Raw genomic sequence first — 21,923 nt, 5'->3', positions numbered from 1 at the left:
GGATGGGGCGGTGACCCCGCGCGCCTGGGCGCTGCTGACCCTGGGCGGCCTGGTGGTCGCGCTGCTCGTGGCGGTGGTGCTGCTGGTGCCGTGGAGCCGCCCGCCGGCGCCCCGCGCCGACCAGCTCGCGGCACTGCGTGACCTCCCGGCCGAGCAGGTGACCCGGGGCCGGGCCTTCCACGGCGCGCTGCGCCCGGCGGCCTGGTCGGCGCTTGCGGTCGGGCTGGTGGTGGCGTTGCTGCTCGGGCTGACCGCGCTGGGCGGGCGCCTGGTCGAACTGGTCGGCCGGCCCTTCGGCGGGCACTGGGTCGCGCAGGCAGTGCTCGGCGGGCTGGCCGTCATGTTCCTCGCCGACCTGCTCACGCTGCCGTTCGCGGCCTGGCGCCGCACCGTGCTTGTCCGCTACGGGCTGAGCACCCAGAGCTGGGGCGGCTGGGCCGTCGACCTGCTCAAGTCGTACGCGGTCAGCGCGGTGATCGGCGCGCTGGTCCTGCTCGGCTTCTACACGGTGGTGCGGCTCGCCCCGCGCTGGTGGTGGGCGTTCGGCGCGGCCGGAGCGGCGGCCCTTGTGGTGGTGCTGTCGTTCGTGCTGCCGGTGCTGGTCGAGCCGGTGTTCAACCGGTTCACCCCGATGGAGCCGGGTCCGCTGCGCACCGAGCTGACCGCGATGGCCGCCCGGGACGGCGTGCCGGTGCGCGACGTGCTCGTCGCCGACGCGTCCCGGCGTACTAGTGCGGTGAACGCGTACGTCTCCGGGCTCGGCCCGACCCGGCGGGTGGTCGTCTACGACACGCTGCTGCGCGAGGCGGAACCGGCCGAGGTGACGAGCGTGGTCGCCCACGAGCTGGGGCACGCCAAGGACCGGGACGTGTGGACCGGCACGGTGCTCGGCGCGCTCGGCGCCGCCGCCGCCGTGGTGGCGCTCTACCTGATCGGCTCGTGGACGCCGCTGCTGCGGCTCGCCGGCGTCGACTCGATCGCCCATCCGCGGGCGTTCCCGCTGCTGATCGCGCTGGTCACGGTCGCCGGGCTGCTCGCCACCCCGGCGCAGGCGCTGGTCTCGCGCCGGATCGAGGCCCGCGCCGACGCCCACGCGCTGGCACTCACCGGCGACCCGGCGACGTTCGAGGCGATGCAGCGACGACTGGCCGGGGTCAACCTGGCCGACCCGGACCCGCCGCGCTGGGAGCGCCTCTGGTCGGCGACCCACCCGTCCACCGTGGAGCGGATGGCCGCCGCCCGCGCCTACGCCAGGGAGTCCGGCCGATGAGCCGCACCTTGCTGATCACCAACGACTTCCCGCCGCGCCCCGGCGGCATCCAGTCGTTCGTCCACAACCTCGCCGTGCGCCAGCAGCCCGGCTCGGTGGTGGTGTACGCGTCGAGCTGGCGCGGGGCGGAGAAGTTCGACGCCGACCAGCCGTTCGAGGTGGTCCGGGAGCGGACCCGGGTGCTGCTGCCCACGCCGCTGATCGCCCGGCGGGCGGCGCGGCTGGCGCGCGCGTACGACTGCGACACCGTGTGGTTCGGCGCGGCGGCCCCGCTGGGGCTGCTCGCCGCTGGCCTGCGGCGGCGGGCCGGGATCCGCCGGGCGGTGGCGCTGACCCACGGGCACGAGGTCGGCTGGGCGGCGCTCCCAGGCGCCCGGTCGGCGCTGCGCCGGATCGGGCGGGGCGTGGACGTGACCACCTACCTCGGCGAGTACACCAGGGCGCGGCTGGCCCGCGTGCTGGACGGACTCACCGAGCTGCGGCGGCTCGCGCCCGGCGTGGACGTGGACACCTACCACCCGGACGTCGACGGCGGGCGCGTCCGGTCGCGGCTCGGGCTGGCCGACCGGCCGGTGGTGGTGTGCGTGTCGCGGCTGGTGCCCCGTAAGGGCCAGGACATGCTGATCCGCGCGCTGCCGGAGATCCGCCGCCGGGTGCCCGACGCCGCGCTGCTCGTGGTGGGCGGCGGCCCGTACCGCTCGACGCTGGAGAAGCTGGCCCGGCAGACCGGGCTGGAACGCGACGTGGTCTTCACCGGCTCGGTGCCCTCGGCCGAACTGCCCGCGCACTACGCGGCCGGCGACGTCTACGCGATGCCGTGCCGCACCCGCAACCGGGGCCTGGACGTGGAGGGCCTCGGGATCGTCTACCTGGAGGCGAGCGCGACCGGGCTGCCGGTGGTGGCCGGGGACTCCGGCGGGGCCCCGGACGCGGTCCGCGAGGGGGAGACCGGGTACGTGGTCGGCGGCCGGGACGTGGCCCAGCTCGCCGACCGGGTGGCCACGCTGCTCGCCGACCGGGATCTGGCCCGGCAGTTCGGCGCGGCCGGCCGCGCCTGGGTGGAGCGGGAGTGGCGCTGGGAGACGCAGGCGCAGCGGATGGCCGCCCTGCTGGCCGGCTGACCGCATGCCAGCCGGACCAGGAGCCCGCGTGCCAGCCGGATCAGGGCACCGCGGGCCGGCCCGGTCAGGCGGCGGCCGGGTCAGGCGACGGCCGCGTCAGGAGGCCGCGTCGACGTGGGCGGGCACCCGGCCCAGGTGCGGCGCGGCCGGTCCGGGGCGGCCGAAGTGCCAGCCCTGCCCGGCGTCGCAGCCGATCGCGCGCAGCCGGTCGGCCTGGTCGGCCGTCTCCACGCCCTCGGCGGTGACCGTCAGGTCCAGCGCGTGCGCCAGCGACACGAGCGAGGCGAGGATCCGCTCGTCGGTGCCGCTGCCCGGCGCCCGCAGGCCGGTCACGAACTCGCCCGCCACCTTCAGCTCGTCGACCGGCAGGTCCCGCAGGTACGCGAGGTTGCAGTAGCCGGTGCCGAAGTCGTCGATGGCGACCCGGACACCGAGGTCGCCGAGCACCCGCAGGGCGCGCACCGGCTCGACGACGGTGCTCATCATGGTGCTCTCGGTGATCTCCAGTTGCAGCCGGTGCGGCGGCAGGCCGGTGCGCCCGAGCACGCCGCGTACCTCGGTCACCAGGTCGGTGCGGTGCAACTGCCGGACGGCGAGGTTGACGCTGACGAACGGCGCGTCGCCGTCCGCGCCGGGCCAGGTGCCCGCCTCGCGGCACGCCTCGGCCAGCACCCAGCTGCCCAGCCGGACGATCAGCCCGGTCTCCTCGGCCAGCGGGATGAAGCTGTCCGGCCGCAGCACACCCAGCTCCGGGTGCCGCCAGCGCACCAGCGCCTCCATGCCGAGCACCCGCCCGTCGCGCAACGACGTCAGCGGCTGGTAGTCGAGGTAGAACTCGCCCCGGTCCAGCGCGGCGGGGATAGCCGCGGACAGCGCGTACCGGGCCAGCTCGCGGCGGTTGCGGTCGGCGTCGAACAGCGACCAGCGGGCCCCGCCGGCGGCCTTGGCCCAGTGCAGCGTGCTGTCGGCTGCGCGCATCAGGTCCATCGGCGAGGTACCCGCGACCGGCCGCTCCACGATGCCGATGCTGGCGGACACGGTCAGCTCGTGGCCGTCGACGAGCGCCGGTTCGCGTACCGCGGCAAGGGCCGCCTCGGCGACCTTCACCGCGTCGTCGGTGCCGGCGGTACGTTCGACCAGGATCACGAACTCGTCGCCGCCGAGCCGGGCCACCAGGTGTTCGCCGAGCGCCCGGTGCAGGCGCTGGGCCACCGTCACCAGCAGCGAGTCGCCGATCTGGTGGCCGAGGGAGTCGTTCACGACCTTGAACCGGTCCAGGTCGAGGAAGCAGACGCCGACCCGGTCGGCGCCCCGTCCGGGCGCGGTGATCGCGGCGGTCAGCCGTTCGGTGAACAGCGTGCGGTTCGGCAGGCCGGTGAGCGGGTCGTGGGTGGCCTGGTGCCGGAACCGGGCCTCGCTGTCGCGCAGCGCCCGTTCCGCCTGCGCCCGGGCCATCATGGCGGCCCGGCGGATGGACTCCTGCTCGTCCAGCGTGCGGTCGCGCAGGGCGCGGGCGTACCCGGTGGCGACGGTGGCGAGCAGCCGCGCCATCCGGTCCTCGACGTCGTCGACGACCAGGTCGAGGTCGCGGACCAGGCGCAGCTGGATGACCTCGACGGTGCGGCCCAGCCCCTCCGCGGAGGCGATGTGCGCCTGCACCAGCTCCGCGCCGACCTGCTGGCCGATCCGCAGGTCGAACGGCTCGGCGCGCAGCGCCTGGGCCAGCCGGTCGGTGAGCCGTTGCAGCATCTCCTCCAGCTGCGACTGGGTCATCGGCAGGTAGCTGGTGCCGGACACCGCCTTGGCCCAGGCCCGGGCGAAAACGCCGGGCCTGCTGCGGGTCGCGTCGTCACCCACCGAGCCGCCCGACCCCGCCCATGAACACGGCCCGTTCGGCGTTCTCCGCCTGGTCGGGGGAGTCCGGCCGCCACTGCGGCACCCACACCACACCCGGGTCGACCAGCTCGAAGCCGTCGAACAGCGCGGTCATCTCGGCCCGGCTGCGGATCCAGAGCTGGCTGTCGGTACGCCGGTAGACCCGCTCCGCCTCGGCCCGCTCGCCGGTGCCGTCGCGGCCCTCCTCGCTGGCCTGGGAGAGCACCAGGTGGCTGCCGGGTGCCAGCGCCCCGCGCAGCGTCCGCAGGATCTCCTCGGGGCGGTCGGCGTCCGGGACGAAGTGCAGCACCGCCACGATCATCACGGCGACCGGCCGGGTGAAGTCCAGCAGCCGGGTGACCTCCGGGTGGGACAGGATCGCCTCCGGGTTGCGCAGGTCCTCCTGCAGCACTGTGGCGTTCTCGTTTCCGGCCAGAATCTCCTGGCTGTGCGCCACCGCCACCGGGTCCACGTCGACGTAGACCACGCGCGAGTCCCTGTCGATCCGCTGGGCGATCTCGTGCACGTTGCCGACGGTCGGGATGCCGGAGCCGATGTCGAGGAACTGGCGGATGCCGGCCTGGGCGAGGTACTGCACCGCCCGGCGCAGGAACGCGCGGTTGGCCTGCGCCATCAGCGGCGCCTCCGGCACCGCCTCCACCATCGCGCGGGCGGCCGCCCGGTCGGCCGCGAAGTTGTGCGAGCCGCCGAGGTAGTAGTCGTACATGCGGGCGACGCTGGGGCGCTCGATGTCGATCGTCTCGGGTGCCCAGTCCGGCCGCTGCATGTCCTGCCCCTCGGGTGTCGGCGACACGCGGTCGTCACCGCCGCGCGGATCACCCGGGTATTCTGCCCCTCCGCCGTCGCGCTGCAAAGACCGCCGTCACTGCGCGTCCGGCCGGTCACCGTCAGCGACCAGCCGGGACCGGAAACGCCGAGAGGCCCGCGTCCGTGGCGGACGGGGCCTCTTCGGCGGTACGTGTCAGAACTTCGGCGCGTCGGGGGCCTCCAGCAGCCCCAGCCGCAGCGCCGTCATCAGTGCCTGCGCCCGGTTGGCGGCGCCCAGCTTCTCGTAGAGCTTGGAGATGTGGGTCTTGGCGGTCGACTCGCTGACGAACAGCTGCTTGGCGATGCCGGCCACGCTCATGCCGTCGGCGAGCAGCCGCAGCACCTGGCCCTCACGGGGGGACAGCTGCGGACCGGACGGCGCCAGCCGGCGCTTCATCGCCTCGGCCAGGTCGGCCGCGGTGAACGCGCTGGGGGAGGAGGCGGCGTGCCGGGCGGCGGCCACCACCTCGTCGGCCGGGGCGGTCTTCGGCACGAATGCGCTCGCGCCCGCCTCCAGGGCACCGAAGAGCTGGTCGTCACCGGCGTACATGGTGAGCACGACGATGCCCATGGACGCGCTGGACTTGCGCAGGGCGCGGGTGGCCTCCAGGCCGCTGCCGTCGGGCAGGCGGAGGTCCATGATCACCACGTCGGGCTGGAGCGCGCCGGCCTGGCGCACGCCCTCCGCCGCGGTGGCCGCCTCGCCCACGACCTCGAACTGACGGTCGCGCTCGAACGCGTGACGCAGCCCCTTGCGGATGAGGTCGTGGTCGTCGACCAGGAGAACCTTGGTACGGGTGGCCGGTGTCGGACTGCTGGTCATCCTCGGGTTACTCCCCTTCTGCTGCTGCGGCGCTGCCGCGCACCTTATCGCGCCGGGGCGACGAACCGAGCACCACCGCCACAGTCGTCCCACTCGGCTGCCGCGGCCTGATCTCCAACCGGCCTCGGATACGTTCCGCCCTCTCGGCCATGATCGCAAGGCCATAGTGCCCGTCCGGGCGCTGGTCACCGATGCCGTGACCGTCATCCGACACTTCGATTCGGGTGTACGGGGGATCCACCTCGCACGTGACCCACAGGTTCGACGCGCCGGCGTGCTTGCGCGCGTTCGTCACCGCCTCCTGCGCGATGCGCAGCAACTCGGCCTCGGTGGCGGCGGGCAGCCGGGCGGTGGACTCGTCCAGCGACAGGTGCACCCGCAGGCCACCGGACGCGCCGACGGTGCGGGCGTACTCGGCGATGGCGGCGGCCAGGCCACCGTGCCGGTCCACCTCGCTGCGCAGCTCGAACAGGCTCAGCCGCAGCTCGGTGATCACCCGGGTGACCTCCTGGCGCAGCGTGCGCAGCGAGTCGGCGGTCTCCTCGGCGTCCTCGTGCACGGTGGCGAGCGCGTTGTCGATGCCGTACCCGACCATGACCAGTTCCTGGGCGACCCCGTCGTGGATCTCCCGGGCCAGCCGCTGCCGCTCCTCGTTCGTCGCCAGCGAGCGCACCTCGTCGAAGAGCAGCGCCGCCTCCAGCCGCAGCGCCGCCGGGCCGGTCAGCGCCGTCACCCGGGACACCACCGGCGGCGGGTACGCGGCGGCGGTGTCCGCCTCGATCACCACCAGGCCGACCGTGCGCACGCCCGCCACCAGCGGGACGATCAGCGCGGAGACCTCCCCGGAGTGCCGGGACCGGGCCTGCGAGCGGGCCGAGACGGTCGGCTGCTGGGTGGCCCAGGCGTCGGCGATGGCCGAGTCGGCGTCGAGCGTGGTCTCCCAGTCGACCCGGTCCGCGCCGATCTGCGCGAGCACCACGAGCCGGCCGCCGCCGCTGGCGGACAGCACCGCGCCCCGGTCGGTCTTGGCGACCACCCGCAGCTCCTCCAGCAGGTGCTCGGAGATGCCGCCCGGGTCCAGGGTGGCGCCGGGCAGCTGGCGGGCGACCGTACGGAGCTGGGTGAGCAGGCGGGTCGCCTCGGCGTACGGCTGGGGCTTGCCCTCGCCGCGCACCCGCATGACGCGCTGGAGCGTGCCGGCGGTGTAGAGGCCGAGCCCGGCGAGGATCAGCCACTGCGCGCAGACCGCGAGGTAGCCGACCTGGCCGAGCTGCGGCCCGCCGTCGACCTGGGTGAACGCGGCGCTGGCCAGCAGCGTCGCCGCCGCCACCGCGAGCAGCGCGGCGCCCTCGCGGAAGCGGCGGCTGAGCGCGGTGACGGTGACCGGCACGGCGAGGTACGGCAGCACCGCCGAGGCCCCCACCCCGCCGGTCACGCCGGACAGGTGGGTGTCGGCGGCGACCTGGCTGGCGGCCAGCCCGAGCACCACCACCTCGGCGAAGCGGCTGATCGGGGCGAGCAGCCGGTGTTGGGGGGCGAGCACGGCGGGCAGGCCGGCGACGCCCAGCAGCGCGATCCACCAGAGCTGGGTGGCGTCGCGGGTGGCGAACAGGGTCAGGGCGGCGACCAGCGCGAGGAGGACCGCGCGAGCCGCCGCCGCGAGGGGCTGCGTCGACGGCTGGCGGGATGTGGAGGCGGGCACGTGACGGATGGTAGTCAGCCCCGGTAGATCTCGGCGATCTCCGAGGCGTACGTCTTGTGCACGACCTGACGCTTGACCTTCAGCGACGGGGTCAGCTCGCCGGTGGTCTCGGTGAAGTCCTGCGGCAGGATCCGGAACACCTTGATCGCCTCGGCCTTGGACACCGCCTGGTTGGCCTGGTCGACCGCGGACTGCACCTCGGCGCGCAGCGCCGCGTCGTCGCGCAGCTCGGCCATGCTCGTGGTCTCCGGGCGCCCCTGCCCGGCCAGCCACTTCGGCAGCGCCTCCTCGTCGATGGTGACCAGCGCGGCGATGAACGGCTGTCGGTCGCCGACCACCACGCACTGGCTGATCAGCGGGTGCGCCCGTACCTGGTCCTCCAGCACCGCCGGGGCGACGTTCTTGCCGCCGGCGGTCACGATGATCTCCTTCTTGCGGCCGGTGATGCTCAGGTAGCCGTCGTCGTCGAGGTGCCCGAGGTCGCCGGTGCGGAACCAGCCGTCGGTGCTGATCGCCTCGGCGGTGGCCGCGTCGTTGTGCCAGTAGCCCTGGAAGACGATGTCGCCGGCGATCAGGACCTCGCCGTCGTCGTCGATCCGGATGGTGACGCCGGGCAGCGGGCGGCCGACGGTGCCGATCCGGGTGCCGGTGGGCAGGTTGGCGGCGGCGGCCGGCGAGGTCTCGGTGAGGCCGTAGCCCTCGCAGATGGTCACCCCGACGCCGCGGAAGAAGTGCCCGAGCCGCGCGCCCAGCGGCGCGCCGCCGGAGATGGCGTCGCGGCACCGGCCGCCCATCGCCGCCCGCAGCTTGCGGTAGACCAGCTTGTCGAAGAGGGCGTGCTGCGCGCGCAGCCCCAGGCCCGGACCGCCGGGCAGTTCCTGCGCCTCGCTCCACGCGATGGCGACCTTCTCCGCCCGGTCGAAGATCTTGCCCTTGCCCTCGGCCTCGGCCTTCTGCCGCGCGCCGTTGTAGACCTTCTCGAAGACCCGGGGTACGGAGAGCACGAACGTCGGCTTGAAGTCCTGCAGCTCGGCGACCAGGTTCTTCGTGTCCGCGCAGTGCGACATGGTGGCCCGGGCGTGCACCACGCCGACCTGGATGAGCCGGGCGAAGGCGTGCGCGAGCGGCAGGAACAGCAGGGTGGAGGCGCCCTGGCGGAACAGGTTCGGCAGCACCGGCACCGCGTTGGCGATGTCGGAGTAGATGTTGCGGTGGGTCAGCACGCAGCCCTTGGGCCGGCCGGTGGTGCCGCTGGTGTAGATGATCGTGGCGACGTCGTCGGCCTTGAGCAGCGAGCGGCGGGTCTCCACCTCGGCCCGGTCCACCGACGCCCCGGCGGCGACCAGGTCGTCGACGGCGCCCAGGTCGATCTGCCAGACCTCGCGCAGCTCGGGCAGGCGGTCCCGGACGCCGGCGACCAGGGTGGCGTGCGCGGTGCTCTCCACCACGACGGCGACGGCGCCGGAGTCGCCGAGGATCCAGGCGGCCTGCTCGGCGCTGGACGTCTCGTAGATCGGCACGGTCACCGCGCCGGCCGCCCAGATCGCGTAGTCGAACAGGGTCCACTCGTAGCGGGTGCGGCTCATCAGGCCGACCCGGTCGCCGGGGGAGACGCCGGCGGCGATCAGGCCCTGCGCCACCGCCACGACCTCGTCGCGGAACTGGCGGCAGGTGACATCCTCACGCGCGTCCGTCCCCGCGCCGGGGCGGACGAACTGCACGGTGTCCGGGGCGACCTCGGCGTTTTCCCAGACCGGGTCGGTCAGGTTGGCCGCGTCGCCGACGGTGACGATCGGCGGGACGGAGAACTCGCGCACCTGCACTCCCTCGTGCTCTACCGGCGGGGGCCGGCCTGGTCGGCTCTGTCGAAACCTACCCGCACACCCCGGGGGGTCTGCCAGGGAGGTTGCCCGCCCGGCTGGTGGGACGCCGTCCGGCGGGTGGAGCGGGACCGGCCGGGAGCCGGCCGGGTAGCCTCCCCCCATGGCGGACTCCTCCACCCAGTCGATCATCATCGGCGCGTCACCGGACCGGGTGGCGGCCGTCATCTGCGACTTCCCGAGCTATCCCGAGTGGGCCGAGGCGGTACGCCGGGCCGAGGTGATCGAGGAGTACGAGGACGGCTACGCCAGCCAGGTCCGGTTCACGCTCGACGCGGGCGTGATGGCCGACGAGTACGTGCTGGCCTACGAGTACGCCGAGGACATCTCCCGGATCGAGTGGCACCTGGTCGCCCCGTCGAAGATGCAGCGCTCCCAGCGCGGGTCGTACGACCTGGTGGGCAACCCGGACGGGACGACCACTGTGACGTACACCCTTGAGGTGGAGCTGTCCGTGGCGATGCTCGGCATGTTCCGTCGCAAGGCCGAGAAAATGATCATGGACGCGGCGTTGAAGCAGCTCAAGCGCCGGGTAGAAGCACCCGGTGCGGCGCAGGAGACCCGACCGTCGTCCCGGTAGTCACGCTGGAGGAGCCGAACCATGGGCAACACTGATCCGGGTTCGGCCCGGGAAGAGGCCGAGCGCCTCGTCGCCACCCTGCTCGCCGGCGCGAAGATGGCCGCCGCCGCGCCCGGATCCGGCGCCTGGGGTCCGCTCGGTGGGATCCTCTCCGGTGTCCTCGGTCACACCCCGCCCGGCGCCGGCCCCGCTCCGGAGACGCCCGCGCCCGCCGGTTTCGCCACCGGCTCGCCGGAATGCTGTGTCTGCCCCGTCTGTCGCGGTATCGCCGCCTTGCGCGACCCGAGTCCGGAATTCGCCGAGCGGCTCGCCACCGGCGCCGGGGACCTGGCGGCCGGGGTGGCGAGCCTGCTGCGCGCGTTCACCCCCGCCGAGCCGGCGCGAACCGCCGACGACGGCACCGCCGCGCCGGACGGATCAGGGGACCACGTGTGGCGCGAGGCGACCCGTACCGGGCATGATTCTCAGCCGGCACCCGAGCAGGACGTGTGGTCCGCCGCCACCCGTGGGGAGGGCGCGGCCGATTCGGGTGCCACCGCCGACGCCGCCGGGCCGCCGGAGCCGGACACGAGCCGGACACCGGCCGGCCGTCCCGTGGTGCCCGCCTCGCGGGCGTCCGGAGAGGTGGGCGCGGACGCACCAGGCGACGGGGCCTGACCACCGGACATCCCGGGACCGTACGGCCGGTTCGGCCGGTCCCCGGGCAGCACAGCAGAGGGGAGCGGCAGCGGTGACGCTGACCATCGGAGTCGACGTCGGTGGCACGAAGGTGGCCGGCGGTGTCGTGGACGACGCCGGCACGGTACTCGTGCAGACGCGACGGGACACCCCCGCCGACGACGTGGCCAAGACCCGCGACGTCATCATCGAGGTGGTCACCGAACTGGCCGCCGGTCACGCCGTGGAGGCGGTCGGCATCGGCGCGGCCGGCTGGATCGACGCCTCCCGCTCCACCGTGCTGTTCGCCCCGAACCTGGCCTGGCGGGACGAGCCGCTGCGCACGTACGTCGGCGACGCCACCGGCCTGCCGGTGATCGTGGAGAACGACGGGAACGTGGCGGCCTGGGCGGAGTTCCGCTACGGCGCGGCCCGCGACGCCGACGACTCGATGGTCATGTTCACCATCGGCACCGGCGTCGGTGGCGGCATCGTGCTCGGCGGTGGCCTGGTCCGCGGCGCCAACGGCATCGCCGCCGAACTGGGCCACATGCTCACCGTGCCGGACGGCCACCAGTGCGGCTGCGGCCGGCTGGGCTGCATCGAGCAGTACGCCAGCGGCAGCGCCCTGGTCCGCTTCGCCCGCGCCGCCGCCCGGCAGGAGCCGCACCGCGCGGCCGCACTGCTGGAGCTGGCCGGGGGCGAGGCCGAGACGATCACCGGTCCGATGGTGACCGCCGCCGCGAAGGGCGGCGACCCGGTCTCCACCGAGGCGTTCGCCCAGGTCGGCCGCTGGCTCGGCACCAGCCTCGCCGACATGGCGCAGATCCTCGACCCGCAGGTGCTGGTGGTGGGCGGCGGCGTGATCGACGCCGGTGACCTGCTGCTCGGCCCGACCCGGCGGTCCTTCGCCGACGCGCTGGCCCAGCGCAGCCGCCTGCCCGTCGCCGAGGTGCGCCCGGCCGAGCTGGGCAACACCGCCGGCGTGATCGGCGCCGCCGACCTGGCCCGGCGGATCTGACATGACTGACGCGGGTGTGCCGCTGCGGGTCGTGTCGTACAACATCCACAGCCAGCGCGACGACACCGCCGCGCTGGCCGAGGTGGTCCGTGCGGTCGCGCCGGACGTGGTGATCGTCCAGGAGGGACCACGCCGGTTCCGGTGGCGGCAGAAGACCGCCGCGCTGGCCGAGTCGTTCGGCATGGTGGTGGCGGCCGGTGGCCTGCCGTCGCTGGGCAACGTGCTGCTGACCAGCCTGCGGCTGCGGGTCGTCGACACCAGCTGCCAGCGGTACCCGCTGACGCCGGGACGGCACATGCGCGGCGCCGCCTATGCGCACTGCCGGGTCGGCGGCGTCGACGTGCTGCTGGCCGGCTCGCACCTGTCCACCGACCCGGCCGAGCGGCCGGCCCAGGCGGCGGCGTTCAAGCGTGAGCTGGACGCGTCCAAACTGCCCGTGGTGGCCGGTGCCGACGTCAACGAGGGCCCGGACGGGCCGGCCTGGCAGACGCTCGCCGAAGGGCTCACCGACACGGCGCTCGCCGCCGACCGGGCCGACCGGCACACGTTCTCCTGCGCCGACCCGCGCCGCCGCATCGACGCGCTCTTCGTCGACCCCCGGATCACCGTGGTCGACTACGACGTGGTGGACACCCCGGCGGCCCGCCGGGCCAGCGATCACTTCCCGGTCCTGGTCGACCTGCTGCTGCCCACCGCCTGACCGGCCCGGACCGCCGGGCCGGTGACGCACGGTCAGGTCCCGGCCGCCGGCGGGCCAACCGCTTCGCCGCCTTTGCTCTGCCGCCACATACGCACCAGCTACCCGCCGTGACCGCCGGGCCGCGTCCCGGCCGGACGGCCGCGAGACGTCGGCGCAGCTCCCGGCGGTGCTGCGTCCGTGGCGGCAGAGCAAAGGGCGGAAGAGGGTACGCCTCCGGCGCGGCCGGTCCACTCACGCTCGGTGACCGGCGCGCCGGTGACGCTGTGTCAAGGCAGCCGGGCGGGTGGGCGGCGCCGGATCCGGTGGCTGGACAACGGCGGGCATTCTCGGCAGGATTTCGCTCCGACCCGGCACGCGTGCCGCACAAAGGAGATTTCCCGGTGTCCTCCTCCACCGACCTCGGCCGCCCCGATCCGGACCGGACGGACGTCCCGGTCCGCGACGACCGCCCGGTCTCCGACCGGGGTGACACGGTCTGCGTCATCGGCGCCGGCGCCAGCGGCCTGACCGCCGTGAAGAACCTCCGCGAGGCCGGCTTCGGCGTCGACTGCTACGAGCGGGAGACGGGCGTCGGCGGCGCCTGGAACTGGCGGCATGACCGCAGCCCGGTGTACGGCAGCACGCACCTGATCTCGTCCCGGCCGTTCACCCAGTTCCCCGACTTCCCGATGCCGGACGACTGGCCGGACTACCCGCACCACAGCCGGTTGCTGTCCTACTTCGAGCGGTACGCCGACCACTTCGACCTGCGCCAGCACGTCTGGTTCGGCACCGAGGTGGTCCGCGTCGAGCCGGTCGAGGGGGACCGCTGGGACGTGACCACGCGCAGCACCGGCGGCTACGGTCCCGAGCGCACCTCGAGGTACGCCGCCGTGGTGCTCGCCAACGGCCACAACTGGTCGCCCAAGCTGCCCCGCTACGAAGGGCTGGAGGAGTTCCGCGGCGAGGTCATGCACGCCTCGTCCTACAAGGACCCGGCGCAGTTGCGCGGCAAGCGGGTGCTCGTGGTCGGCGCCGGGAACACCGGCTGCGACATCGCGGTCGAGGCGGCGCAGCAGGCGTCGCACTGCTGGCACTCCACCCGCCGCGGCTACTGGTACGCCCCGAAGTACGTCCTCGGCCGCCCCGCCGATCAGGTCAACGACACGCTGCTGGCGTTGCGGGTGCCGCTGCGCGTCCGGCAGTGGCTCTACCACTGGACGCTGCGGCTGACCGTCGGTGACCTGACCCGGTTCGGCATGCCCAAGCCGGACCACCGGGTCTACGAGACGCACCCGATCGCCAACAGCCAGCTCGTCTACTACGTCGGCCACGGGGAGATCACCCCGGTGCCGGACGTGGCCCGGTTCGACGACCGCGCGGTGGAGCTGACCGACGGCCGGCGCATCGACCCGGAGCTGGTCGTCTTCGCCACCGGCTACCTGCCGCGCTTCGAGTTCCTCAAGGGCCGGGTGCTCGGCGACGAGGACGGATCCGGGCGGCCCCGGCTGTGGCTCAACGCGTTCACCGCCGGTCATCCCACGCTCGCCGTGGTCGGCCTGGTGCAGCCGGACTCCGGCATCTTCCCGATCTCGCACTGGCAGAGCGTGCTGTTCGCCCGGCTGCTCACGCTGCGCGCCGCCCGGCCGGAGCGGGCCGCCGCGTTCGACCGCAAGGTCCGGGAAGGGCTGGGCGAGCGGTACTCGGCGAAGGTCAAGGACAGCACCCGGCACTGGTTCGAGGTCGGGCACGCCGACTACCTGCGCGCGCTCCAGCGGGCGCTGCACGAGCTGGAGGAGGGTAAATGACGGCGGCCGAGCGGGTGCGGGTGGTCCGGTCCTGGGAGTGGGCCCGGCCGGAACGGCCCGCCCGCCGGGAGGTGCTCGCCGCCCTGCCGGAGCGGGAGGAGGCGAAGCCGCCGCTGCTGTTCGTGCCCGGGTTCGGGCACGGGGCGTGGGCGTTCGCCGAGCACTGGCTGGGGCACGCCGCCGGTCGCGGCTTCCCGGCGTACGCGCTGAGCCTGCGCGGGCACGGCGGCAGCGAGCCGGCGCCGGAGGCGACGCTGCGGTCGTACACCCATGACGTGACGCAGGTGGCGGCGAGCCTGCCGCGGCAGGCGGTGCTGGTGGGGCACGGCGCGGGCGCCCGGGTCGTGGCGCACGCGATGGCCCGCTACCCGGCGCGGGCCGCGGTGCTGGTGGCGCCGGTGCTCGGCGGCTGGGCGACGTTCGGCACGGCGTTGCGGCGCAACCCGGTGGGCACGGTGCCGGCGGTCTTCGGCGCCGGGCTGCGGCTCAACCGGCGGCAGTTGTTCAGCCGGGAGCTGCCGGACGCCGACGCGCGGCGGCACCTGGCCCGGCTGGGCCGGGCCGGACGGCGGGCGCAGTGGCAACTGCTGACCGGCCGGTCCCCGGAGCCGGCGGTGGGCCGCCCGCCGGTGCTGGTGCTCGGCAGCCCGGACGACCGGGTGCTGCCGGCGACGGCGCTGACCAGGGCCGCCCGGCGGTACGACTCGGCGCCGCTGCTGTTCCCCGGCATGGGGCACGACCTGATGCTCGACGCGCGCTGGCGCGAGCCGATCGACGCGATCCTGGACTGGCTGGACAAGGACCCGGCGCCCGCCCTCGGGTGAGCGCCGGGGTGCCGGTCAGCGGGCGGCCGGGCGGCGGCCGACGAGCGTCCCGCTCTCCTCCAGCGCACTGAGGTAGGACGCCGCCCAGGCGTGGATGTCGTTGTGGGCCAGGTGGTCGCGCATCGCGCGCATCCGGGCCTCGACGTCCTCCGGGCCGGCGCGCAGCGCGGCCAGCAACCCCTGCTTGAGGCCGTCGAGGTCGTGCGGGTTGACCAGGTACGCCTGCTCCAGCTCGGAGGCGGCGCCGGCGAACTCGCTCAGCAGCAGCGCGCCGGTGCCGTCGACCCGGGCCGCCACGTACTCCTTCGCGACCAGGTTCATGCCGTCGCGCAGCGGCGTCACCGCCATCACGTCCGCGACGCGGTAGAGCGCGACCAGTTCGGCGCGGTCGAACGGCTGGGTGAGGTAGTGGATCGCGGGCTCGCCGACCCGGCCGAACTCGCCGTTGATCCGGCCGACCTGGTGCTCCACCCGGTCGCGCAGGATCTGGTATTGCGCGACCCGGTCGCGGCTGGGCACCGCCACCTGGACCAGCACCGTGTCGCGGACCTTGATGTCACCGTTGGCGAGCAGCTCCCGGTACGCCTTGAGGCGCTGCTCGATGCCCTTCGTGTAGTCCATCCGGTCGACGCTGAGGATCACGTGCTCGGGCCGGCCGAGGTCCTGCCGCAGCCGCCGGGCCCGCTCGGCGACCTCGGGGCGGGCGGCGAGCGCGGACACCTCGGCGGTGTCGATGGCGACCGGGAAGGCGCCGATGCGGACCACCCGGCCGTCCACGCCGATCCGCCGGTCGGTGGCGGGCAGGCCGAGCACCTTGGTGGCGAGCTGGGCGAAGTTGTGCGCGGCCTGGGCACGCTGGAAACCGACCAGGTCGGCGCCGAGCATGCCGCGCAGCAGCTCGGCGCGGCGGGGCAGCTGCATGAACAGTTCCGGCGGCGGGAACGGCACGTGCAGGAAGAACCCGATCCGCAGGTCGGGGCGCAGCTCGCGGAGCAGGCCCGGCACCAGCTGGAGGTGGTAGTCCTGCACCCAGACCAGGCCGCCCGGCTCGGCCACCTGGGCCGCGGCCTCGGCGAACCGCTGGTTGACCCGCTGGTACGCCTCCCACCAGCGGCGGTGGTACTCCGGCTGCTCGACGGCGTCGTGGTAGAGCGGCCAGAGGGTGGCGTTGGCGAAGCCCTCGTAGTGGTCGCGGAAGTCCTCGGCGCTCAGCGGCACGGTGTGCATGCGCACGCCGTCCACGTCCGGCAGTTCGGGCGCGGGACCGGTGCCGCCGGCCCAGCCCACCCAGGTGGCGGGTGTCTGCCGTAGCAGCGGGTGCAGGGCGCTCACCAGGCCGCCGGGGCTGCGGCGCCACTCGAAGGCGCCGTCGGGCGCCACGCTGTCGTCGATGGGGAGGCGGTTGGCCACCACCACGAGGGGGCTCTGTCGCATCTCGGGCAATCCGCTCAGCAGGGGACCGGCGACCCGGAAGGAGACGCAAGCCGGACAGCCGGTGCGGGACGTGACGTTCAGCCTATTCCTACTGACTGTAAGTTACACGCTTGTTACGCCTCGGCCCAGGGGCTGCGGCGTCCCGGCATCCGGGCAGCGCCCGGCGGCGGGGTGTCAGACGACCGCGCCGTCGTCCGGGTCGTGGTCGTCCCGGTCGCCCGGACGCAGCCGCCAGATCAGCATCACGAAACCGGCCAGGATGCCGGTGAAGCCGAGCAGCGTGACCACCGACGGGTCGACCAGCGACACCACGGTGGGGGACAGGAACAGCAGGAAGCCGAGCACGATGCAGGCCACGCCGAGCACCGCGTACTTGGAGAAGCGGGGCAGCGGGGGCGGCGGGGGCGGGGTGTAGTGATCCTCGTCCGACGCCTCGTCGGGCAGGTTCGCGCCGAACGTGTCCAGGCCGTCGAGCAGCGAGGGCTCGTCGTGGCGGTCCCGGCTGAGCGAGACGCCGGAGACGTCGGCGGCGTACGGCAGCCGGCGCACGTCGGTGGCGGTCGGCCCGGCGGGCTCCTCGGCCCGGCCGCCCGCGGCGGTGCCCGGCGCGGCCGGGTCGTCCACGTCCTCGGCGGCGGGCCAGGGGTGGCTGCCGGTGCTCGGCGTGGTGTGGAAACCGGCGACGATCTTCGCCCACTCGGCCTCGATGTCCGGCTCGTCGGCGCGCGGCGGGTCGCCCGCGCCCTCGTCGGCGAGCTGGGTCAGGTAGTCGCGGGCGGTGGTCAGGTGCGACCTGTCGACGTAGAGCCGGTCGACCGGGCGGGCCGGGACGGTGGTGGTGCGGGTCACCGGGTTCAGGTCGGCCGAGGGCTGGAGGTAGGCCGCGATGCCACCGGCGGCGAGCACGTCGAGCAGGTGCTCGCCGACGCGTGGATCGACGTCGCCCGCGACCGCGTACTCGGCCGCGTCGAGCCCGTTGTCCCGTCGTCCCCGACGGGGCCCGCCCCCTGACACCGGACACCCCCCTTCGCCGTTCCCTGCCCGTGCCCTGAATCGTGACACGTCGGCACCCGGTTCCGGGAGTGCGTTGTGGCGTGCCGCTCGTCGTTCGTACCCTCTTCCCGGACTCCCGTGGGCGCCGCCGGCGCCCGCGGGGCCACGCGGCGACCCGTCCGCCGCCACCGACACGGGAAGGACGCCGGTGCTGTACTGGCTGCTGAAGTACGTCGTTCTCGGCCCGCTGCTGAGGTTGATCTTCCGTCCGCAGGTGGAGGGACTGGAGCACGTTCCGGCCACCGGCCCGGTGATCCTGGCCAGCAACCACCTCTCCTTCTCGGATTCGATCTTCACACCGCTGATCGTCAAGCGAAAAGTCACCTTCATCGCGAAAGCCGAATACTTCACCGGTAAGGGCCTCAAGGGCCGGCTCACCAAGATGTTCTTCGTCGGCTCCGGCACCATCCCGGTCGACCGCTCCGGCGGCCGGGCCGCCCGCGCCGCCCTCGACACCCAGCTCTCCGTGCTGCGTGCCGGTGGCATCGCCGGCATCTACCCGGAGGGCACCCGCTCGCCGGACGGCCGGCTCTACCGGGGCAAGACCGGCGTGGCGCGGCTGGCGCTGGAGAGCGGCGCCCCGGTCGTACCGATGGCCATGCTCAACTCCGACGCGATCCAGCCCACCGGCCAGATCATCCCGAACCTGGGCCGGGTGCGGATCCGCTTCGGCCCGCCGCTGGACTTCTCCCGCTACGCCGGGATGGCCGGTGACCGGTTCGTCGAGCGGGCGGTCACCGACGAGATCATGTACGAGCTGATGGAGCTGTCCGGTCGCGAGTACGTCGACACGTACGCGCAGAAGGCCAAGAGCGCCGCGGCCCGGCAGCCGCTCCCGGCCTGACCCTCAGCCCGCCCCGGCGATCCGGAGCAGCCCAGTGGCGGCGTGCCGGCCGGCGAACGCGCGTACCCGGTCCAGGGTCGCCGCCGCGGCCGGCGGATCCGCCTCGGTGAGCGGCCCGACCGCCAGCGCGGACGCGATCATCTGGTCGGTGACGTCGGTCATCTCCGCGTACCCCTCGGCCGCTGTGGTGAGCAGCCGGCCCGCCCGCGCGGCGTCGCCGTCGCCCCGGGCCAGCGCCGCCTCGGCCGACCGTCCGGCGGCCCGCGCCCAGCGGGTGGCCCGCGGCGAGCGCGCCAGCAGGTCGCGCACCAGCACCGCGGCGTCGCCGCCGAGCAGCGCGGCCACGTGGCCGACCGCCGGCACCCACTCGGCGAACGGGATCATCCGGGTCTGCCGCCAGTCCTCGTCCAGCTCGGACAGCAGCGCCACCGCCTCGTCCCGGCGGCCCTGCACCGCGCGGCAGAGCGCGGCGTGCGCCAGCGTGGAGCGCAGCACGCGCTGGAAGCCGCTGCGGCGGGCCGCCACGAGCGCCTGGTCCACCAGGTCCTCGCCGGTGCCCGGGCCGGCCGGGTCGTCGCCGAGCGCGCGGATCCAGCCGGACACCGCCACGATGTGCAGGTCCCACTCGTCGGTCGGGCGCCGCGTCGACCCCTCGGCCATCCGCAGCGCCGACGTCCAGTCCCCGCTGTAGTACGACCGGGCCCACTGGTCGCTGAAGCTCACCGTCAGGGCGTGCTCGCCGGCCAGGTCCAGTGAGCGCTGCTCGTCGACCAGCCGTGCCGAGCCGGCCAGGTCACCCTCCTCCTGCAGCACCCAGGCCAGGTTGTGCACCGCGCGGCGGCGGCTGGTCAGCCGCTCCACCCGGCACTCCTCGGTCACCTCGGCCAGTTCGGCGTACGCCTCCTCGGCGCCGGCCTGGTAGCGGACCACGGCGAGCGTGATGCGCGCGTTCGCCCGGGCCTCGCGCAGCCCCAGCCGCTCGGCCAGCTCGGCGGCGGTACGGGCGGCCGCGCACGCCGGCTCCGTCTCCGCGTCCAGCATGTGCGCCCGGGCCAGCTCCAGCAGCACACCCACCTTGTCCTCGCTGTCCGGCAGCGTGGCGTGCAGCCCGATCGCCCGGTCCAGGCAGCGCATCAGCTCCGAACGGTCGGCCCGCGCGAAGGCCGCAGTGGCCAGTAGCCGCCACGCCTTCGCCGCGCCGGGCCGGTCACCGGCGTCGGTCAGCCGGTCGGCCAGCGTGGTGAGCAGCGCCGTACCGCCACCGTCGAGGAAGCCGTCGCGGTCCCGGTAGAACGCCAGCTCGGCCCGGAACAGTTCGAGTGCCGGGTCCGGCCCGCACTCCACGCTCAGCGCGCGCTCCACCAGCGTGGCAGCGGTCTCCAGCGCGTGCAGGTCGTACGCCCGGCGTGCCGCCCGGTGCAGCGCGGACCGGGTCGCGGCGGCGTGCGGGGCCTGGTCCAGCCCGACGGTACGGGCGATCTCGTGTGCCGCCCACCTGTGGTTGGCGAGCACCTCGGCCAGGTCGTGCAGTCGGCCGTCGGCGAGCTGCTCGAGCCAGTCGGCGGTGCGCTGGTGCCGGGCGACCCGCTCGGCCCGGGGCAGCCGCTGGTAGCAGACGTCCCGGACCAGCACGTGCCGGAACCGGTACTCCGCCTGGCCGGGCATGGCCGAGACGGGCAGCTCGTAGACGAGGTCACGCCGCTGGAGGTGGTGCAGCGCGCGCTCGACCCACTCCGTCGGGCGGCCCAGCGCCAGCGCGACCGGCGCCGCCCAGAACTGCACGCCGACCACCGAGGCGGCCTGGAGCACCGCGCGGTCGGCCGGGTCGAGCAGGTCCAGCCGGTTGGCGATGACGGCCTGCACGGTACGCGGCATCCCGGCGCTGCCGACCGGGTCGAGGAGCGCGAGCGCGGCGGTCCGCTCGGCCAGCCCGCCGTCGAGCAGCATCCGCGCGTACTCCTGAGCGTAGAGCGGGTTGCCGTCGGCGAACTCGATGAGCGGCGCGCGCGCCTCCTGCGGCAGCGTGGCCTGGCCGAGCAGCAGCGAGTAGAGCGTGTCGATGTCCCCGTCGTGCATCGGCGGCACCGAGATGGACATCGCCCCGCTGATCGTGCCGGTCCAGGCCGGGTGCCGCTCGCGCAGCTCCGGCCGGGCGGTGGCGACGACGAGCAGCGGCACGTTGCGGGCCGCCGCGCCGAGCTGCTCGACGAAGGACAGCATCGCCTCGTCGGCCCAGTGCATGTCCTCGAAGACGAGAACCGTGGGGCCGGTCGACGCCAGGGTGAGCAGGAACCGCCGCCACGCCGCCTCGGTCTCGGCCGAGGTGAGCCGTTCACCGGAGACGCCGACCAGCGGGCCCAGCGCCTCGGCCAGCCGTACCGCGTGCGGATCGGCGAGGTGGCCCAGTCGCTCGCGCAGCCGGTCCCGGATGGTGGCCGGGTCGTCGGCGCCGGTCAGCCCGGCCCAGCTCCGGACGATGTCCGCCAGCGCCGCGTAGGTGACGTTCTCGCCGAACGGCGGGCACTGGCCGGTCAGCCAGGTGACCCGGGCGCCGGGCAGGCTGGCGGCGTGCCGGGCCAGTTCGCGCAGCAGCCGGCTCTTGCCGACCCCGGCCGGGCCGAAGACGGTGAGCAGCTGCGAGGTGCGCTCGGTGAGCGTGCGGTGCAACGCGCTGACCAGCAGGCCCCGCTCGTGGTCCCGGTCGACCATCGGGGTCAGCTCGGCGGTCTGCCCGTCGCGCCGGGGCCGCGCCCGCACGGCCAGCCAGATCCGGCTCACCGTCGAGCGGCCGCGCAGGGTCACCGGTGGCTGGTCGTCGTACTCCATCTCGCGCCGGGTGGCCGCCCAGGTGCTCTCGTCGACCACCACGCCGCCCACCGGAGCGAGCCCCTGCAACCGGCTGGCGGTGTTCACCACGTCGCCGGTGACGAACGCCTGGCCGCCGTCGCGGGCCGCGGACAGGTCGACCAGGGCCTCGCCGGTGGCGATGCCGACCCGGAACCCGAGCGGCGGATGCGGGCCGGCCGGCTGCCGGGCCAGGCTGCGTTGCAGCTCCAGCCCGGCGCGTACGCAGCGCAGCGCGTCGTTGTCGGTGGCGACCGGCGCGCCGAACAACGCCATGACGGCGTCGCCGATGTACTTCTCCACCACGCCGCCGTACTGGTGCACCAGCCGGCGCACCGTGGCGAAGTACGCCTGTTGCAGGCCGCGGGCCTGCTCCGGGTCGGCCCGCTCGGCGTATGTCGTGAAGTCGACGATGTCGATGAAGAGCACGCTCACCTGGCGGCGGTCCTCCTGCACGGCGACCGCGTGGTCGCGCAGCGGCTGACCGCAGTTCGTGCAGAAGTTGGCGCCGGTGTCGTTGGCGTGGCCGCAGCCAGGGCAGGCAGCCGCCAGCGGACGGCCGCACCCACCGCAGAAACGGTCGTCCGGCCCGGCAGTCCGGGCGCAGTGTCCACAGGTGAGGTCGATGTCCGGCTCCGTACGCGTGAGGTCCCCAGTGTCCCGCGCGGCCGCGCAGTCGG

Annotated in this window: 17 protein-coding genes; 9 read left to right on the top strand and 8 right to left on the bottom strand. The window is 74.5% G+C overall.

Features of this window, described 5'->3' with window-relative positions; translation table 11 throughout:
* Window positions 1–10 precede the first annotated feature (10 nt).
* Entirely contained in the window at window positions 11–1,270 is a 1,260-nt protein-coding gene (locus tag O7546_RS20450) for a M48 family metallopeptidase (protein WP_281599953.1), read from the top strand.
* Window positions 1,267–2,391, top strand: a complete 1,125-nt coding sequence (locus O7546_RS20445; protein WP_071098291.1) for a glycosyltransferase family 4 protein — start codon at window positions 1,267–1,269, stop codon at window positions 2,389–2,391. The genes O7546_RS20450 and O7546_RS20445 overlap by 4 nt, the downstream gene beginning before the upstream one ends.
* Before the next feature lie 96 nt (window positions 2,392–2,487).
* Here the strand turns inward: O7546_RS20445 and O7546_RS20440 are convergent, their stop codons facing one another.
* The 5 genes from O7546_RS20440 to O7546_RS20420 all read right to left on the bottom strand — a co-directional run bounded on the left by O7546_RS20440 (window position 2,488) and on the right by O7546_RS20420 (window position 9,436).
* Window positions 2,488–4,164 (bottom strand): bifunctional diguanylate cyclase/phosphodiesterase, encoded by a 1,677-nt coding sequence (locus tag O7546_RS20440; protein ID WP_269698133.1) that lies wholly within the window; start codon window positions 4,162–4,164, stop codon window positions 2,488–2,490.
* Window positions 4,165–4,240: 76 nt separating this feature from the next.
* Window positions 4,241–5,053, bottom strand: coding sequence for an SAM-dependent methyltransferase (locus O7546_RS20435; protein ID WP_194801297.1), 813 nt, complete (start codon window positions 5,051–5,053; stop codon window positions 4,241–4,243).
* Window positions 5,054–5,248: 195 nt separating this feature from the next.
* A complete protein-coding gene (locus O7546_RS20430) occupies window positions 5,249–5,917 on the bottom strand; it encodes a response regulator transcription factor (RefSeq protein ID WP_013287678.1) in 669 nt (222 codons plus the stop codon).
* 7 nt (window positions 5,918–5,924) lie between these two features.
* Entirely contained in the window at window positions 5,925–7,619 is a 1,695-nt protein-coding gene (locus O7546_RS20425) for a GAF domain-containing sensor histidine kinase (RefSeq protein ID WP_194801170.1), read from the bottom strand.
* Between the two features lie 14 nt (window positions 7,620–7,633).
* Complete coding sequence (locus O7546_RS20420; RefSeq protein WP_269697376.1) at window positions 7,634–9,436, bottom strand: AMP-dependent synthetase/ligase; 1,803 nt, start codon at window positions 9,434–9,436, stop codon at window positions 7,634–7,636.
* 166 nt (window positions 9,437–9,602) lie between these two features.
* Here O7546_RS20420 and O7546_RS20415 point away from each other — a divergent pair, with 166 nt between their 5' ends.
* The 6 genes from O7546_RS20415 to O7546_RS20390 all read left to right on the top strand — a co-directional run bounded on the left by O7546_RS20415 (window position 9,603) and on the right by O7546_RS20390 (window position 15,068).
* Window positions 9,603–10,079 carry an SRPBCC family protein gene (locus O7546_RS20415; protein WP_269697375.1) on the top strand — a complete coding sequence of 159 codons (477 nt, stop codon included), beginning with the start codon at window positions 9,603–9,605 and terminating at the stop codon, window positions 10,077–10,079.
* A 21-nt stretch (window positions 10,080–10,100) separates the two neighbouring features.
* A complete protein-coding gene (locus O7546_RS20410) occupies window positions 10,101–10,736 on the top strand; it encodes a hypothetical protein (protein ID WP_281599952.1) in 636 nt (211 codons plus the stop codon).
* A 73-nt stretch (window positions 10,737–10,809) separates the two neighbouring features.
* The gene (locus tag O7546_RS20405; protein WP_013287673.1) at window positions 10,810–11,757 is read left to right on the top strand and encodes an ROK family glucokinase; all 948 of its coding nucleotides are present in this window, start codon (window positions 10,810–10,812) and stop codon (window positions 11,755–11,757) included.
* Between the two features lies 1 nt (window position 11,758).
* Window positions 11,759–12,457, top strand: coding sequence for an endonuclease/exonuclease/phosphatase family protein (locus O7546_RS20400; RefSeq protein ID WP_194801174.1), 699 nt, complete (start codon window positions 11,759–11,761; stop codon window positions 12,455–12,457).
* 380 nt (window positions 12,458–12,837) lie between these two features.
* Window positions 12,838–14,244 carry an NAD(P)-binding domain-containing protein gene (locus tag O7546_RS20395; protein WP_194801175.1) on the top strand — a complete coding sequence of 469 codons (1,407 nt, stop codon included), beginning with the start codon at window positions 12,838–12,840 and terminating at the stop codon, window positions 14,242–14,244.
* Window positions 14,241–15,068, top strand: coding sequence for an alpha/beta fold hydrolase (locus O7546_RS20390; RefSeq protein WP_194801176.1), 828 nt, complete (start codon window positions 14,241–14,243; stop codon window positions 15,066–15,068). Before O7546_RS20395 ends, O7546_RS20390 begins: the two co-directional genes overlap by 4 nt.
* A 15-nt stretch (window positions 15,069–15,083) precedes the next feature.
* Here O7546_RS20390 and O7546_RS20385 read toward each other — a convergent pair whose 3' ends face one another.
* Both O7546_RS20385 and O7546_RS20380 read right to left on the bottom strand, forming a co-directional pair.
* Window positions 15,084–16,502, bottom strand: a complete 1,419-nt coding sequence (locus tag O7546_RS20385; RefSeq protein ID WP_194801177.1) for a trehalose-6-phosphate synthase — start codon at window positions 16,500–16,502, stop codon at window positions 15,084–15,086.
* 174 nt (window positions 16,503–16,676) lie between these two features.
* Entirely contained in the window at window positions 16,677–17,516 is an 840-nt protein-coding gene (locus O7546_RS20380; protein WP_194801178.1) for a DUF308 domain-containing protein, read from the bottom strand.
* Window positions 17,517–17,703: 187 nt separating this feature from the next.
* On the opposite strand from O7546_RS20380, the gene O7546_RS20375 reads away from it, so the two are divergent.
* Window positions 17,704–18,399 carry a lysophospholipid acyltransferase family protein gene (locus O7546_RS20375; protein ID WP_194801179.1) on the top strand — a complete coding sequence of 232 codons (696 nt, stop codon included), beginning with the start codon at window positions 17,704–17,706 and terminating at the stop codon, window positions 18,397–18,399.
* Between the two features lie 3 nt (window positions 18,400–18,402).
* On the opposite strand, the gene O7546_RS20370 is transcribed toward O7546_RS20375, so the two are convergent.
* Complete coding sequence (locus O7546_RS20370) at window positions 18,403–21,870, bottom strand: adenylate/guanylate cyclase domain-containing protein (protein ID WP_281601173.1); 3,468 nt, start codon at window positions 21,868–21,870, stop codon at window positions 18,403–18,405.
* Window positions 21,871–21,923: the final 53 nt, after the last annotated feature.

This window comes from Micromonospora sp. WMMA1976, from assembly GCF_027497335.1.
Taxonomy (GTDB): Bacteria; Actinomycetota; Actinomycetes; order Mycobacteriales; family Micromonosporaceae; genus Micromonospora; species Micromonospora aurantiaca.
Note: the sequence above shows the minus strand (reverse complement) of the source record. Positions and strands in the feature narration are given on the sequence as shown.